The 13616-nt window shown below is 31.0% G+C and carries 18 protein-coding genes; 8 read left to right on the top strand and 10 right to left on the bottom strand.

Features of this window, described 5'->3' with window-relative positions:
- Positions 1-5: 5 nt before the first annotated feature.
- From ACKGJI_RS08535 to ACKGJI_RS08490, 10 genes are all read right to left on the bottom strand, one after another.
- Positions 6-275 (bottom strand): Txe/YoeB family addiction module toxin, encoded by a 270-nt coding sequence (locus tag ACKGJI_RS08535; protein ID WP_458699863.1) that lies wholly within the window; start codon positions 273-275, stop codon positions 6-8.
- Complete coding sequence (locus ACKGJI_RS08530) at positions 269-502, bottom strand: type II toxin-antitoxin system Phd/YefM family antitoxin (RefSeq protein WP_458699862.1); 234 nt, start codon at positions 500-502, stop codon at positions 269-271. Before ACKGJI_RS08530 ends, ACKGJI_RS08535 begins: the two co-directional genes overlap by 7 nt.
- A gap of 154 nt (positions 503-656) precedes the next feature.
- On the bottom strand, positions 657-1085 hold the full coding sequence (locus ACKGJI_RS08525) for a PaaI family thioesterase (RefSeq protein WP_458699861.1): 429 nt from the start codon (positions 1083-1085) through the stop codon (positions 657-659).
- Positions 1086-1145: 60 nt separating this feature from the next.
- Positions 1146-3125, bottom strand: coding sequence for a DUF2075 domain-containing protein (locus tag ACKGJI_RS08520; RefSeq protein WP_458699860.1), 1980 nt, complete (start codon positions 3123-3125; stop codon positions 1146-1148).
- Positions 3126-3212: 87 nt separating this feature from the next.
- Positions 3213-3689 carry a hypothetical protein gene (locus tag ACKGJI_RS08515; RefSeq protein ID WP_458699859.1) on the bottom strand — a complete coding sequence of 159 codons (477 nt, stop codon included), beginning with the start codon at positions 3687-3689 and terminating at the stop codon, positions 3213-3215.
- Between the two features lie 79 nt (positions 3690-3768).
- Positions 3769-4224, bottom strand: coding sequence for a hypothetical protein (locus ACKGJI_RS08510; RefSeq protein ID WP_458699857.1), 456 nt, complete (start codon positions 4222-4224; stop codon positions 3769-3771).
- A 24-nt stretch (positions 4225-4248) separates the two neighbouring features.
- The gene (locus tag ACKGJI_RS08505; RefSeq protein WP_458699856.1) at positions 4249-4593 is read right to left on the bottom strand and encodes a hypothetical protein; all 345 of its coding nucleotides are present in this window, start codon (positions 4591-4593) and stop codon (positions 4249-4251) included.
- A gap of 85 nt (positions 4594-4678) precedes the next feature.
- Positions 4679-5524 carry a restriction endonuclease gene (locus ACKGJI_RS08500; RefSeq protein ID WP_458699855.1) on the bottom strand — a complete coding sequence of 282 codons (846 nt, stop codon included), beginning with the start codon at positions 5522-5524 and terminating at the stop codon, positions 4679-4681.
- A gap of 86 nt (positions 5525-5610) precedes the next feature.
- Complete coding sequence (locus ACKGJI_RS08495; protein ID WP_458699854.1) at positions 5611-5985, bottom strand: hypothetical protein; 375 nt, start codon at positions 5983-5985, stop codon at positions 5611-5613.
- Between the two features lies 1 nt (position 5986).
- Positions 5987-6952: a hypothetical protein gene (locus tag ACKGJI_RS08490; protein WP_458699853.1), complete on the bottom strand. Its 966-nt coding sequence runs from the start codon at positions 6950-6952 to the stop codon at positions 5987-5989.
- A 184-nt stretch (positions 6953-7136) separates the two neighbouring features.
- Here ACKGJI_RS08490 and ACKGJI_RS08485 point away from each other — a divergent pair, with 184 nt between their 5' ends.
- The 8 genes from ACKGJI_RS08485 to ACKGJI_RS08450 are packed head-to-tail and all read left to right on the top strand — an operon-like array spanning position 7137 to position 13594.
- The gene (locus ACKGJI_RS08485; RefSeq protein WP_458699852.1) at positions 7137-8105 is read left to right on the top strand and encodes an integron integrase; all 969 of its coding nucleotides are present in this window, start codon (positions 7137-7139) and stop codon (positions 8103-8105) included.
- On the top strand, positions 8106-8978 hold the full coding sequence (locus ACKGJI_RS08480) for a DMT family transporter (protein WP_458699851.1): 873 nt from the start codon (positions 8106-8108) through the stop codon (positions 8976-8978).
- The gene (kdsA, locus tag ACKGJI_RS08475; protein ID WP_458699850.1) at positions 8975-9775 is read left to right on the top strand and encodes a 3-deoxy-8-phosphooctulonate synthase; all 801 of its coding nucleotides are present in this window, start codon (positions 8975-8977) and stop codon (positions 9773-9775) included. The genes ACKGJI_RS08480 and kdsA overlap by 4 nt, the downstream gene beginning before the upstream one ends.
- A gap of 4 nt (positions 9776-9779) precedes the next feature.
- Entirely contained in the window at positions 9780-10544 is a 765-nt protein-coding gene (locus tag ACKGJI_RS08470) for an undecaprenyl-diphosphate phosphatase (protein WP_458699849.1), read from the top strand.
- 14 nt (positions 10545-10558) lie between these two features.
- Positions 10559-11023 (top strand): 6,7-dimethyl-8-ribityllumazine synthase, encoded by a 465-nt coding sequence (ribH, locus tag ACKGJI_RS08465; protein ID WP_458699848.1) that lies wholly within the window; start codon positions 10559-10561, stop codon positions 11021-11023.
- Positions 11024-11428 (top strand): transcription antitermination factor NusB, encoded by a 405-nt coding sequence (gene nusB, locus ACKGJI_RS08460; protein ID WP_458699847.1) that lies wholly within the window; start codon positions 11024-11026, stop codon positions 11426-11428.
- A gap of 3 nt (positions 11429-11431) precedes the next feature.
- Positions 11432-12115: an orotidine-5'-phosphate decarboxylase gene (gene pyrF, locus ACKGJI_RS08455; protein WP_458699846.1), complete on the top strand. Its 684-nt coding sequence runs from the start codon at positions 11432-11434 to the stop codon at positions 12113-12115.
- 9 nt (positions 12116-12124) lie between these two features.
- Positions 12125-13594 (top strand): AsmA family protein, encoded by a 1470-nt coding sequence (locus ACKGJI_RS08450; RefSeq protein WP_458699845.1) that lies wholly within the window; start codon positions 12125-12127, stop codon positions 13592-13594.
- Positions 13595-13616 lie beyond the last annotated feature (22 nt).

Below are 13616 nucleotides of genomic sequence, written 5' to 3'. Positions count from 1 at the left end.
TGCCCTTACTCTCCATAATGCGACCACATTCTAGAGATTCTTACTTTCTTTTCATTTTCCCTTACTTCATAAACCAGTCTATGTTGAATATTTATTCTTCTCGAATAGGAACCATTTAAGTTTCCTACCAATTTTTCATAAGGAGGTGGATTTTTAAATGGGTCTTTTCTTATAATTTCAATAAGCTCTTTAGCTTTTTTATCTAAATTGGCACTTGTTAATTTTTTGGCATCTTTTAATGCTAACTTACTATAAAGAATTTTATACTCTACCATTCAATATCTTCACTAAACTCACTGTCATCTGCATTCATTGATTCTTGAATTGAAGAAGCCATATTTGGTATAGAATTTAAATATAACGTTTCTTCTATTGCATTCCAATCTTCTTGTGAAAGCATAACCACATTGTTTCTTTTCCCAGTAATAAGCACCGGCTCATGCGTCTGTGCTGTTTCATCAATTATATTGTAAATATCAGCTCTTACCTGACTTACCGACATAACTTTTGTCATAACTAACCCTTTAACATGTTTTCTACATTGTACTAAATATCGTACGCTTTGTCAAGATGTGATATTTTAAAGATAACGACTGTCGTGAGCAATAATTTTCCCGCTAGGGTAAATTATTGGTCTCCAAGTACTTGTTATGTCTTTAGAGTGCTTGAATAAACCAAGTAAAAGTTGCTTGACTAGTTAACACATCATTTATATCTTTAACTTCTATATTAATTTGGAGTGAACCTCTGCCTTTTTTCTCAAACTGAGCTTTGAATTTTTCAATAGCTTCTTCATCTGATGATGAAAAAGCAATAATTTTTTCTTGAGCAGGTTTTTTATATTTTATCTGAGCATCTCTCAAAACTGGTATTACTTTTCCTTCAAGCTCTGGAAATAGTTTTTGCAGATGAAGACCACTTTGTGTTTCTGCTAAAGTAAATTGAGCACTTGCGTGAATAGTTTTAATATGATTTAATACATCTTCTTTGAAATCTAATGATAGTTCATTGTTTTCATCTTTAATTCCGATGTGACTTACGAAAGGGATATCTGTTGCTTTAATGTTGTCCTCCAATGTTGACATAACGACTGAGTTGAGAAATATTTGAGCCGTTAGGGTCAAATATTTCTCTCCAATAAATTGTTATGTGTTTGTTTTTAATTCTTCAATACCAATTTCTTTTAAATATTTAAAAGTTTCGTCATAAAACTTACTAGGCCTTGTATGGTCATTTTTGTTACCTTTTGGAATATAAATTATCATTCCTTGTCTTGATCTTGTCAATAAAACTCTATATGTATTCTTAAGGTATTCTTTATCAATTTCCTGATTAATATTTTGCCATTTAGTTCCCTTAAAATTTTGATATTTCCAGTTATGGCCATCCATATAAAAATTTGCCCCCCATGCTACACATGCCCAATCAATTTCAAGCCCTTGTATGTCAAATTCAGTTGCCACATCTTCTAAAAAATATGATGAACGAATATCTGTTTTATCATTTAAAAACCAATTAGGTGCAGAAATTTCATTTTTGACATCAATGCCAAAAGGTCTTAATCTTCTTGCTCCAGATGAAGCAATCAATCCTATACGTTCACTGCCTTTTGCTTGTTTTCTTAACCATTCTTTGGCTCGTTCAATATCTCTAGTTAAAACAATAGGATATTGATTTTTAATTTCTTGATATATCTCTTTTGCACTGTCAGAGTTGATATTTAATAATTCATGAACAAATTCGGAAAGTTTTTCAGACCTAAAAGATCTCACTGAAACTGCTAAGTGCAATGAAACCTCACTTGTTCCATGTGTCTTTAGCCACTCTTTTGTTTCATTAGATTTTAGATAATTATCACTCTCTAAAATTAAATTTGAAAAATGAATACCCCAATCATGAAAATGATTTTTTAGTGATTCTATCCACTCCTCTAATCCTGCTTCACCAGTATTAATCTCTTGCCCTCCACCGATTAAACAAACAATGGTGCACCAATCTGTATGTCTATTCATGACGTCAATAAGAAATTCTGGTTCTGACATATCGAAATCTTCTATATCTCTTTTGCGTCTCATGAAAGAACTTACTTGATCTTTTGTCCACGCTCTTTGAGCTTCATCAAAAACTACAACTTTTTCAATAGGAGCTTTAATTGATTGCAAATTATCATCTCTAAAATGATGGATATTTTGGATAAATGCATTGGCTTTAATGGCAGCTTCTTTTTTGCTTAATCTTTCTCCAGATTCTTTAGCTGTGGCGACTTCATCTCTCGTTAACGCTTCTCTCAAGACATCAACCAATGGACCATTTCCAGACAAAAATACAGCATGTTCGTCTTTATCTGCCTTCATACGTTCAACAGCAATATTTAACCCTGCTAATGTTTTTCCTGCACCAGGCACTCCTGTGACAAAACAGATTGATTTTTGCTTTCTTGTTTTGGAATGTTCTATTATTGAGTTTATGCAATTTGCAGTTTTTGATAGATTGATTGCTCCTGCATCCGATCTTGTTATTTCTTTAACATTATGCCCTTTATATAGAGCCTGTGCAGCTTCCACAATGGTTGGGGTAGGTTTATAAATAGAGTTTTCCCAATCATCGATATTTATCGATTCTTTCATACTATCAATAAAAGATTCTATGATATCTTTTAGATTATACTGATTGGCTGTTGCAGCACTCTTGTATGCGATAATATCTTTAATAGATTCTTCATAAATTGGAGTCGCATTGGTTGCTATTAAAACAGGTACGAGTTTTATTTGATGGCTTCCTTCATGAAAATTTTTTAAGTCAATCGTGTAGTCAATAACCTGTTCGATCGCATGTTTTTCATATTTATCACTACCTACTTTAAATTCAATAATAAAAGCTGTATCATTAATGATAACAATATTATCTACTCTTTTCCCCATTCTTGGAATGGCAAATTCGAAGTAAACTTTTCCTTGAAATTCTTGTAATTGATCCTTTAAAATCTCAATTTGCTTACGCCATGCATTGATTTGTAAATCTTCTAGTGTTCTATTGGTATGTTTTAAAGTTAATTTACCCAAAATACTATCTTCTGATTCATTTAAGAAATCATTTATTTTATTTGAGTAATAGGCTCTATTCACTTAAATATCCTTTTTACACATAACGTTTGAGTTGAGAAATATTTGAGCCGCAGGGTCAAATATTTCTCTCCAAAGTTTTGTTAGCTTTTAGACTAAGCTACATATTTTTTTTTCTACTGCTTGAGTTTTTTTCTTTGGATCTTTTTCATTAATAGTGATTATTTGTAAATTATGTATATTTGAATAATATTTTGTGAGTTCATTTATATTTAATTGTGCATGTAGACACCATTTATGTTCCAGTGCAATCAAATATATATCTGCGTTTTGATATAAATTTTTAATTATTCTTATTGAATCATTTGATGGTTCTTTTGTTGGACAAAATGCACTAATAATATAATCTGGATTAGAGCCTAATTTTTTTAATCTACTGTTTACTGCATTAATATAGCCAGTTTCTCCCCAGTCATCATTTGATTGTGACTGAACACAAAATTTTTTATCACATAGTTTATAAAGTTTATTTTTATAAAATCTTTCTCTACCATTAAATAGTTCTTTAATAATGAAACTTTTACCCCAATTTTGAAATCCTGTAATTAAAAAAACTTTTTGTTTCATATCATATCCTTTTGTAAGCTAACGACTGAATTGAGAAATATTTGAGCCGCAGGGTCAAATATTTCTCTCCAATGATTTGTTATACATATGAATTGTAAGCACTCTCATTATTTTCAAAACCTTCATCTTTATAGTTTTTATCTCTAAAATAAGATTCACAAACCATACATCTCCAGCTTCCATATTTTTCATCTTGAAGTCTAATCAACTTTTTATTATCATCGTAGCATTTTTGACAATAAGGACCATCTTTGGAGTCACCAGTAAGTTTCCAATAGTATGGTTGTTCAAATTCTAACTCATTTTGAACTTGCAAAGCACTTTCTAGTTCTTGAATTTTTTCATTTTTATCTATTAATTCAAGTTTTATATCAGAGATTTGACTTTTTGTATCAGCTATTGCACTGATTAATTCTGATAATTTTAATTTAATTTCTGCTTCTTCTAATGAAGTGGAACTATCACTTATTATTTTTGAAATATCATAAGCAGTTTTTAAACTACTTAATGCAGTCGATATTGTTGTTAAATCCATTTTGGTGTCTCCTAATTATAAAGTTTAAAAATATATATCGTAGGTATTATTTTTAACTATCATTTTGTACATTATCATTTTTTTGCCTTTATAAGTCGTTTGCATGCCAAAAATTATAGCTTTTGGCATTAATTCCAATTGTAATCCAAGGCTAATACACTTTGCAGCAGTTCCATCTGTAAAGTACACAACAGTATCACCATTGCAACCTTCAAACCCATCTTGCTTAGGTTGGTTAGGTTCTTTAAATCCCTCAATTGTTTTAACTTCTACAATTGTCCATCCAACTAATTCTTCAAGTTGATATGAAGAAATATCTGCCTTTAAGATTGATAATGAAAATAAAATCATTACGGATATGTATTTCATCTTAACTTTTCCTTTGTATAACGGTTGAGTTGAGAAATATTTGAGCCGCAGGGTCAAATATTTCTTTCCAAGGTTTTGTTATGACTTAAAAACTGTCAAACCACTCTTTTTTGATATTTACAGTTTCTACAAGTTCAACATTAACACCTAATTTTAAATCTTTTAATTTTTCTGCAAAATCGTTTCCATCTATTAAGTCAATTGGTGGTGCACCATCTCTTTGAGCTTCTTTTTTTGCTTCCCTTGTAAATGTTCCTGTTGTGATAATAAGTCCTTTATCAGCTCTACCAATCATTGCACCTCGAAAGTCCCTAACTACAGGAGCACTAACACTGTCTTTATATCGCTTCGCCTGAAATACAACATGAAAAGACATGACACCGCCAAGCCTAATAACACCTTTCCCATCAATTCCACCATCATTACTATATTGTGTAACTTCTACATTTATAAACCCAAGTTCTCTTAGTAGTCTTTGACACAACCTTTCAAAAGCTTGTGGTTCCATTTGTTTGACTATATTAAGCAACTCTTCTTTCCATGATAATTTTGAAATTTCATTATTGATGGTTATATTTTCTTCATCATCAGGCATATCTTTGTCATCATTATTTTTTGATTCATTTACTACAAATCTTCTGATCTCTTCATCATTAATGTTTTGAGTTTTTAATCCTTTTTCAGTTAAAGCCCAAATACCTCTTGATGAGTTCTCAATTAAACCATATTTTTTCAAATATGTTCTAGCCCAAGCCAACCTGTATGTTAGTTTTGTTGTATTTTCTTTGTGAATATCATTTATTTCTTCATCAGTTAGATTTAGAATTTCAATAACTTTTTCTTCAATTTCACTTATTGATCCAGAACCACCTAACTGTTGCAAAGCATCTATTGTTGGCTGAAAAAGTTGATTATATTTATATTTGAACATTTAACTATCTTTCCTGAATATTATCATAACGTTTGAAATGAGCTAATAAATTGCCCGCAGGGTAATTTATTAGCTCCACTGTTTTGTTAGTCATCTTCTCTTCGTTCAGGTGGTATATAGTCTCTAATGTTTCTTTGATATAAAATACCCATTAAAGCACTAAACTTTCCAATATTAATTCCATCGTTGTATGCCATCTCAACAACTTCATCCTTGTTGTAGTCACTTTCAGGCTTTGCAAGATATATAAAATCTATCTCTTGAGGTCTCATAGAGTAGTCATGAATGTTAAATCTGTATGCATCACTAACCCATATTGTCAAATCAGATTTTCCATCCCTTTCAATTTTGTAAAATATGTGTTCATCAGTTTCTATTTTTTCAAAACTATCAACCATCACATGTTTTGCTAAAGCGTTTTCTAAGTACGGCAAAATTGTGTAATGTAAATCTTTTCCCATTTTAAAACTCTTTGGTGTCTAATAATCTATTTTTGAAATCATACAAGCATTCTTCTTCTCTCAATGAGAACACTGTTAAGTGCAGACTTTTGTCGAAGTCAGTCTTAAAATTTTTTTCCATTTGTTTCAACAATTCTGATGTACTTAACAATTCGGTACTACTCGAAGTATTTATAAACAACAAAACATCTATGTCATGTGGTTTTTTGTCATAAAGAGCACTGCCAAAAATGTATTTGTTCTGTATATATGCGATTTGATTAGACACAATATATTCATTTATCCATGACGTGTATTTCTCAAGGTACTTATCCGCCAAAAGGCCATTATTGCAATATTTTGTAATCAAAATTGAAAATTTAATTGGAAATTGGTGTTTTGAATAATCAACATCTGCATGTAACACATGGTTTTTAAAAGCTTCAATATGATTTTTCATATCTTCAACTAAACTAACTTCACTCTCTTTGTATGCTTCTATCTTTGCAAGTATTGAATAAATTTTTTCATTATTCGGAACGATTTTTTCGGCTTTAGTTTCATTCCATACAGATAATTGGGCTGTATTTCTTAGGTCATCTACGCTAGTTGCAGATGAGTTTGGCCCTTGAGTCTTAAAAATTCTTTTGTTCTCATCTAACAATTTTTTAATAGAACAGCTTGCCTCTTTTAATGTTTTATACTTCGTGTTGTCTCTATTTTTAATAAATACTAAATAGTAAAATATGCATGCGATTAGTACAAATATGATTCCGACAATTTTCAGAAATATATCTGTTTCATTTTCTATTGATAGTTTTAAAAACAATTCTTTATATTGGAATTCGAATGAAGTAATGAAGTTAATCAAGTTTTTATAACCAATTAGTAAAAAACCAAATGTCAATAATGCCCAAATGATTTTTTTATCGAATTGTGGATTTAAAAGAGAATCCAGTTTTCTTAAAAGTATGTTCTGTAAATCCAAGATTATTATTTTCCTTTAGTGACTAACTATTTATTGTATAAACAAAATATTAACTAAATGAATCTTAATATACAATCAATTAGTAATATTTAATAATTCATTGATATATTGGTTATTAATATTTATATAATAGAAAATTAACTATAATTTTGTGATAAAAAGACATTTATATTTGAGAGGTTATATGCAAAAAGAGAAAAAATTACTTGATAAATTAAGAGATAAAATTATCCAAAAAGGCTATAGTAGAGCCACTGAAAAAACTTATGTTTATTGGAATAAAGAGTATATTTTATATCATAGTAAAAAACACCCTGTTGATATGGGTAAAAAAGAGATTGAAGAGTTTTTAACTTATCTTGCAGTCCAAAAGAATGTTTCTGCTACTACGCAAAATCAAGCTTTTAATGCAATACTTTTTTTATATAAAGAAATTTTATATATTGATACTAAAGAGTGGAATATACAGGCTTTAAGAGCAAAGAGAAAAGAACATTTACCGATTGTTCTTACTAAAGAGGAAGTTAAAAGAGTTATATTTTATATGAATGGGGTATATAAACTTATGCTTGCTCTTATGTATGGTTGTGGGCTTAGGATGAATGAACTTTTAAGGCTCAGAGTCAAAGATATTGATTTTGGATTTGAAAATATTTATATATGGGATAGTAAATCTCAAAAAGATAGAATTGTTCCGCTTCCAAAAACTTTAAAAGAAGAGCTCAAAATGCAGATTGATGAAGTAGAAAGAATTCACCAAGAAGATTTAAGTAGTGGTTTTGGTTATGTTAATCTTCCAAATGGCCTGGAAAAAAAGTATCCAAATGCAAATAAAGAGTTTAAATGGCAATATCTTTTCCCTATGAAAAACATCTCTAAAGATCCAAGAAGTGGAAAAATGATAAGATTTCATATACTTGATAAAACATTTGGTAGAAACATTAAGGTAGCTACCAATAAAGCAAAAATTCCTAAAAAAGTTTCGGCTCATACTTTTAGGCATTCTTATGCAACGCATTTACTCCAAGCTGGTTTTGATATAAGAACGATACAAGAGCTATTAGGACACAAAGATATATCAACGACTATGATTTATACTCACGTTGTAAGAGATATAAATAAAACCACTTTAAAATCACCACTGGATTTTTAGATGAGAAATATAAATATTGGTGTTTGGTATATGCTTTTTGCTTCTTTTTGTTTTGCTATCATGGGGGCGATTGCAAAAGAGCTTAGTTTGTACATGGATTCGCTTGAGGTTGTGTTGTTTAGAAATCTTATTGGGGTTGTTATCATCTCTATTTCATTTTTTAAGATGCCAGTTAGTCAAGTTGGTGGCAAGCCTTTTTTGCTGTTTTTTAGAGGGCTGATGGGCTTTAGTGCTTTGGTTGCATTTTTTTACAATATAGCTCATATTTCTTTAGCGGATGCTATGACATTTTCTAGAACTTCACCTATGTTCACAGCACTTCTTGCATTTTGGTTTTTAAAAGAAAAGCTAGGAGCAAAAGAAATCATAGCTTTGATTATTGGATTTACGGGGATTGTTTTTATCATGAAGCCAAATGGACTTAGACTTGATTTGACTGATGTTTTGGGGCTTTTTAGTGGTATTGGTGCGGCTTTGGCTTATACAAGTGTAAAAGAGTTGAAAAAGTATTATGACACTAGAGTCATAGTTTTATCTTTTATGCTTACTGGTACTATTGGTCCGATATTGCTTATCACTTTTAATGATTTTCTACATGTAGAGTTTTTGAAGGCTACTTTTGTGGTTCCTGATCTTAAGATGTGGATTTTTATCTTAGGTCTTGGAGCTAGCGCAACTATAGCTCAAATTTATATGACAAAGGCGTATGGAGTTACAAAAGCAGGGATTGTAGGGGCTGTAAGTTACGCAAATATACTTTTTTCTTTAGTGATTGGAGTGATACTTGGAGATTCTTTACCTGACTTTTTGGGAGCTTTTGGTATAATCTTGGTAATAATTGGTGGCATACTTGTCGCAAAGGAGAAAAATTGATACTTATAGCAGGACCTTGCTCGATAGAAAGTAGAGAATTACTTTTTGATGTAGCAAAAAAATTAGTAAAATACAATGAAGATGACAGAATTGAGTTTTATTTTAAATCAAGTTTTGATAAGGCAAACAGAACAAGTCTAGATAGTTTTAGAGGACCAGGTTTAGAAGAAGGTTTAAAGCTTTTAGATGAGGTAAAAAAAGAGTTTGGATTTAAAATTTTAACTGATATTCATGAGAGCTATCAGGCAAAAAGCATTGGCGAAGTTGCTGATGTGATTCAAATACCAGCGTTTTTGTGTAGGCAAACAGACCTTTTAGTAGCTTCAGCTAAAACAGATGCTGTTGTAAACATCAAAAAAGGACAGTTTTTAAACCCAGCTGATATGAAGTACTCAGTAAAAAAAGTTTTAGAAACAAGAGGCATAAAAGAAGATGGGTTTAGTGTTGCAAAAGAAAATGGCGTTTGGCTAACTGAGAGAGGTAGTACTTTTGGGTATGGAAACTTGGTTGTTGATACAAGAAGTTTTTTGATTATGAGAGAGTTTGCACCAGTGATTTTTGATGCTACTCACTCTGTGCAAATGCCAGGAATGGCTGGAGGAAGTAGCGGAGGGAAAAGAGAATTTGTAGCACCACTTTCAAGAGCAGCTGCTGCTGTTGGGGTTGATGGATTCTTTTTTGAAACTCATACAAACCCATGTGAAGCACTTTGCGATGGTCCAAATATGTTAAATTTAGAAGATTTAGACAAGGCAATCAGTGATATTTTTAAAATCCAAGATGCACTAAAGGCTTAATATAATGGATATTTTTCAAGCCGTTATTTTAGGTATTGTTGAAGGATTTAGTGAGTTTTTGCCTATCTCTTCAACGGGGCATATGATAGTTGTATCTGATTTTTTAGGACTTAGCCAAACTTCTGCAACTAAAGCGTTTGAAGTCATCATCCAGCTCTCTGCAATACTAGCAGTTGTGTTGTGCTATAAAGAAAAATTTAGTTTTAAAAAAGTTGAACTGTGGAAAAAACTTTTTATAGCATACCTCCCACTAGCAGCAGTTGGTTTTGTATTTAGACATCAAATTAAAGAGCTTTTTTCAGTACAGATAGTCGCTATTATGTTCATAGTTGGAGGTATTGTTTTTTTAATAGTAGAAAAATTTTACAAACCAAAAGAGCATAGCGTAAAAGATGTTGAAGATGTTACATATATGCAAAGCTTGTGGATTGGCTTAGCTCAAATATTTGCTTTGATTCCAGGGACTAGTAGAGCAGGCTCAACCATCATAGGGGGACTTTTAGTAGGGCTAGATAGAAAAGCAAGTGCTGAATTTAGCTTTTTATTAGCATTTCCAGTTATGCTTACAGTGAGTGGATATGATATACTTAAGCATTACAAAGAGTTTATGGATGAAAATCTTGTAGTTTTATTGGTTGGGTTTGCTACTTCTTTTGTAGTTGCATACTTGACAATAAAACTGTTTTTGAAATTTTTGGAGAAATTTACATTTGTAAGTTTTGGAGTTTATAGGATATTATTTGGTGTATTACTGCTTTATATAATTTAAATAAAAGGATGAAAATGAATATAATAGAAGGAAAATTAGCGTTAGATGGAAGTGAAAAGGTAGCGATAATAAATGCTAGATTTAATCACATCATAACAGATAGATTAGTAGAAGGTGCAAGAGATGCTTTTTTAAGACATGGTGGAGATGAAAAAAACTTGGATTTGATTTTAGTTCCAGGTGCTTTTGAAATCCCTTTTGCACTAGATAAAGCACTTGCTAGTGGAAAGTATGATGCAGTATGTTGTGTTGGAGCTGTTATAAGAGGAAGTACACCTCATTTTGATTATGTTTCGGCTGAAGCTACAAAAGGAATAGCAAATGTTACTTTGAAGTATGCAAAACCAGTAACTTTTGGAGTTTTAACAACAGATACAATCGAACAAGCGATTGAGAGAGCTGGAAGCAAAGCAGGAAACAAAGGCTTTGAAGTAATGACAGGTCTAATTGAGATGATAAGTTTATATAAGGAATTATAATTGGCAACAAGATTTCAAGTAAGAGAAAGTATCATTGGGCTTTTGTACGCAAGTGATATTGGAAATGATGGTATAGATAAATTTGTTGATGATATTTTTGAAGAAAAGAAAATCAGAAATAAGCAGTTAGAGTTTGCAAAAGAACTCTATGGTGGAATCAAAACTCATATTGACAAGATTGATGAAACGATAAATACTTATCTAAAAGAGTGGAATTTAGAAGAAATTGGAAATGTTGAAAGAGCTATTTTGAGGCTTGGAACTTATGAGATTTTATATAGTGATTTAGATGATGCAGTTGTGATTAATGAAGCAATTGAGTTAGCTAAAAAACTATGCAATGATACAAGTCCAAAGTTTATAAATGGTGTTTTAGACGCTATTAAAAAAAGTAAAGGAAATTAAGTAGTGAAACTTTGTGTTGCCCTAGACTTACCAACAGCTAAGGACAATTTGGATTTAGCAAAAGTCTTAAAAAACGAAGATATTTGGTTAAAAGTTGGATTAAGGTCTTTTATAAGAGATGGTGAAAATCTTTTGAAGGAATTAAAAGATATAAACCCTCAATTTAAAATTTTTTTGGACCTTAAGATATATGATATACCAAATACGATGGCTGATGCAGCTGAGTCAGTTGCTTCTTTGGGTGTTGATATGTTTAATGTACATGCTTCTAGTGGTAAAAAAGCTATGAGTATGGTAATGCAAAGATTAAGCAGTTTAAAGAATCCTCCTTTAGTTTTAGCGGTAACTGCACTTACAAGTTTCGATGAAGATAGCTTTTACAAGATTTATGGAGTAAATATAGAAGAAAAAGCGATAGAGTTCGCTAAAGATGCTTATGAGAGTGGGTTAAATGGAGTTGTTAGCTCTGTGTATGAATCAAAGTTGATAAAAAGCAATACAGATAAAAACTTCATTACACTGACTCCAGGAATTAGACCTTTTAGTGAAAGTAGTGATGATCAGCAAAGAGTTGCAACACTAGAAGTTGCAAAAAAAGAAAACAGTGATTTTATAGTAGTAGGTCGTCCTATATATAAATCTAGTGATCCTTTAGGGGTAGTAAAAAAAATAATTGAAAATTTGTAGGAGAAGAAAATGAAAAAGTTTTTGATAATTAGCACAGGTCTGATGGCAGCAATCATAGTTGGCCTTTTAGTTACAATATCAATGTTGGATTTAAACCAATATAAACCAAAATTACAAGAAGCAGTAAAAAAGGCTTCAGGATATGATTTGAAGATAGATGGAGATATAAAAGTATCTTTTTCACCAGTTGGACTTAGTATAAAAACTGTAAAATTAGCAGTTCCAAACAAAAAAGAGTTTGCATCGTTTGATGAGCTAGCTGTTGCAGTTGAGATTTTGCCACTATTATCTAGTGAATACAAAGTAAAGTATGTTGTTCTTTCAAATCTTGATTTAAATATCAAAAAAGATAAAAATGCCAAATTTAATTTTGAAGTAAAGCCAGTAAAAAAAGCTCAAGAAAAAAAAGAAGTTAAACAATCTGATGAAAAAGCACAATTACCTTTGCTTAATGTTGGTCAAATTAGATTGGACAATGCAAATGTTTTATATACAGATGAGCAAACAAAATCCAAAGCTAGCGTTAAAAATATAGATGTAGTTATCAATGATATAAGCTTAAATGGTGCGAAAGAAGGCTTAAAAGCTTTAGCTTTAAAAGCAAATGTTGATATTAAAAAGCTAACTTATAACAAATACAATGTCAATGATATATCTCTTGATTTTGCACTTAAAAATGCAGTTGCTACACTTAAAAGTATGAAATATACTATATTTGGCTCAAAAGCAAGTGCAAATGCAAAAGTTGATATGAGTGGCAAAGTTGCAAAAGTTGATTTCGAAGAGCTTATTCCAAATCTAAAATTAGAAAATTTTTCTAAAGAGATTTTAGATAGTGATTTACTAAAAGGTGTTGTTAATTCTGAACTAAAAGCTAGTTTTAGAGGGCTTGATGAAAAGAGTGCAAAGAAAAGTATGAATGGCTATATCTTACTAGATGGTAAGAGTGTTGGAATTAATGGTTATGATATAGATAAAATTGCCCAGAGTTTAAGTGATTTAAAAAGTGGAGACTTGAAAAAAACTGGAACTTCTCTTTTAACTAATGCATTAGAAAATAGTGCAAGTGGAAAAGATCCTATGGGTGGATTAAAAGGAGGAACAACAGCCTTAAATCATCTACATGTAAAAGCTGATATAAAAAATGGAATTGTAAATTTAAGTGATGTTGCTATGAGTAGTTTAAAAAATCGTATAGCACTAAAAGGAAGTATCAATTTAGTAAATGAAAGTCTAAATGGTGTTAAAGTTGCTATTTTAGATGAGAAAGGTTGCGCAAAATATTCCCAAGGATTTGGTGGAACGATCTCAAATCCTAAAGGAAGCTCTTTAGAAACTACCAAAGTATCACAAGAGCAAGTACAAGAAGTTGTTGGTATGATAAGTTCGTTTTTTGGAAAATCTAAGAAAAAAGCTGAACCAAAGAAAGCCGAAACTAAATGTACTCCATTTTATAATGGAGTTGTTAAGCACCCATAAGGAACATTCTTTGCTTTTTTGA

It is taken from the genome of Sulfurospirillum sp. 1307 (genome assembly GCF_054408545.1).
Note: the sequence above shows the minus strand (reverse complement) of the source record. Positions and strands in the feature narration are given on the sequence as shown.